General features: G+C 67.9%; 2 protein-coding genes. One reads left to right on the forward strand and one right to left on the reverse strand.

The genetic code is table 11. The annotated features are described in order from the left end of the window. Positions 1-50: 50 nt before the first annotated feature. Entirely contained in the window at positions 51-1,520 is a 1,470-nt protein-coding gene (locus ACWDYJ_RS36160; RefSeq protein WP_451569845.1) for a catalase, read from the reverse strand. A 130-nt stretch (positions 1,521-1,650) separates the two neighbouring features. Between ACWDYJ_RS36160 and ACWDYJ_RS36165 the strand changes: the two genes are divergently transcribed. Further along, entirely contained in the window at positions 1,651-2,067 is a 417-nt protein-coding gene (locus ACWDYJ_RS36165) for a Fur family transcriptional regulator (RefSeq protein ID WP_451569846.1), read from the forward strand. Positions 2,068-2,197 lie beyond the last annotated feature (130 nt).

Genomic DNA, 2,197 nt, shown 5'->3' on the forward strand with positions numbered 1-2,197 from the left:
ACCCTCTGGTGAGGGTTCCGGCCCGGCGTCCTGCTACGGCAAGCGATTCCTTAGGCGCGAAGGGCCTGGACCGCGGCTTCCAGCCGCTTGCCGAAGTCGCCGTCCGCCTGGCGGAAGTTGTTGATCGCGCGCTCGGCGATGTCGTCACGGGAGACCTTGGCGATGAAGCCGGACAGGTTCTCGATCAGACGGGACTTCTCGTCCTCCGACATCAGGCGGTAGAGGTTGCCCGCCTGGACGAAGTCGTTGTCCTCCGCGTGCGAGGGGGTGGCGTGGTTGCCCGTGCCACCGGTGACGGCCGAGGACTGCCACAGCGGGCGGTCCGTCTGGAACGGGCCGCCGAAGCTGTTCGGCTCGTAGTTCTTCGCACCCTTGTGGCGGCCGTCGTACAGGGCGCCGTCACGGGAGTTGGTGCGAGCCTCGGTGGCGTGCGGGCGGTTCACCGGCAGGTGGTCGGCGTTGATGCCGACGCGGTAGCGGTGGGCGTCGCCGTACGCGAAGAGACGGCCCTGGAGCATCTTGTCCGGGGACGGACCGATGCCGGGGACGAAGTGCGCCGGAGAGAAGATCGACTGCTCGACCTCGGCGAAGACGTTCTCCGGGTTGCGGTTGAGCTCCAGCTTGCCGATCTCGATCGGCGGGTAGTCCTCGTGCGGCCACACCTTGGTGAGGTCGAACGGGTTGAAGCGGTACTCCGCCGCCTCGGCCGCCGGCATGATCTGGACCTGCACGGTCCAGGACGGGAACTCGCCGCGCTCGATCGACTCGCGCAGGTCGCGCTGGTGGGAGTCGGGGTCCTCACCGGCGAGCTGGTTGGCCTCGGCCTGGGTGAGGTTCTTGATCCCCTGGTCGGTCTTGAAGTGGTACTTGACCCAGAAGACCTCGCCGGCCTCGTTGTTCCACTGGAACGTGTGCGAGCCGTAGCCGTTCATGTGGCGGTAGGACGCCGGGATGCCGCGGTCACCGAACAGCCAGGTCACCTGGTGGGTGGACTCGGGCGACAGACCCCAGAAGTCCCAGACGTTGTCCGGCTCCTGCGAGCCGGTGTACGGGTCGCGCTTCTGGGTGTGGATGAAGTCGGGGAACTTGATGGCGTCCCGGATGAAGAAGACCGGGGTGTTGTTTCCGACGAGGTCGTAGTTGCCCTCTTCGGTGTAGAACTTCAGCGCCCAGCCGCGGGGGTCACGGCGGGCGTCGGCGCCGCCGAGGCTGTCCGCGACGGTGGAGAAGCGCAGGAAGGTCTCGGTCTGCTTGCCGACCTCGGAGAGGAACTTCGCCCGGGTCCACTGGGACACGTCACGGGTGAGCGTGAAGGTGCCGTACGCGCCGGCGCCGCGGGCGTGGACCACGCGCTCCGGGATGCGCTCGCGGTTGAAGTGGGCGAGCTTCTCCATCAGGAGCTGGTCCTGGACGAGAACGGGCCCGCCGACGCCAGCGGTTTCGCTGTTCTGGTTGTCGGCGACCGGAGCCCCGGCCTCCGTGGTGAGCGGTCCCTGCGTCACGTGCGCCTCCTGCGTCATACCTGCGTGTCCTGTCCTTGGCGTTTGCCGCACCCGATCCTACAATGGACATTGTCTAAGTCAAGTAGACTTCCAATTCCACACCGGTTCGGGATCTGCACCGAATCGCCTCGCTGTTAGGCTGGCGTCTATGAGTGACCTGCTCGAACGACTTCGCGGACGCGGCTGGCGCATGACGGCCCAGCGGCGTGTCGTGGCCGAGGTGCTCGACGGTGACCACGTTCACCTGACGGCCGACGAGGTGCACGCGCGTGCTGTGACCAAACTGCCCGAGATCTCTCGAGCGACGGTCTACAACACCTTGGGCGAGCTCGTCACGCTCGGCGAAGTCCTGGAAGTGTCCACGGACCGGCGCGCCAAGCGGTACGACCCGAACGCCCACCGCCCGCACCAGCACCTGGTCTGCGCCCAGTGCGGCGCCATCCGCGACGTCCACCCGGCGGGCGACCCGCTGGCCGACCTGCCGGACGGCGAGCGCTTCGGCTTCGTGATCTCGGCGGTCGAGGTGACGTACCGCGGCGTGTGCCCGAACTGCGCGGGCGCGTAACCGACCGGAGAAGCGCGGAGAGAAGGGGGGGGGGGGGGGGGCCCCCCCCCGGGGGGGGGGGTGAGGACGCGGGGGGTGAAGGTAAAAAAAAAAACAAGGGCCCCGTACAAGGGAGGCGGGGCGCCGGGCG

The organism is Streptomyces sp. NPDC003042 (assembly GCF_053591315.1).

Excerpts from the sequence above, each read along its gene's own strand:
- ACWDYJ_RS36165 (WP_451569846.1), top strand. The coding sequence starts at position 1,651 with ATGAGTGACCTGCTCGAACGACTTCGCGGACGCGGCTGGCGCATGACG.
- ACWDYJ_RS36160 (WP_451569845.1), bottom strand. The coding sequence starts at position 1,520 with ATGACGCAGGAGGCGCACGTGACGCAGGGACCGCTCACCACGGAGGCC.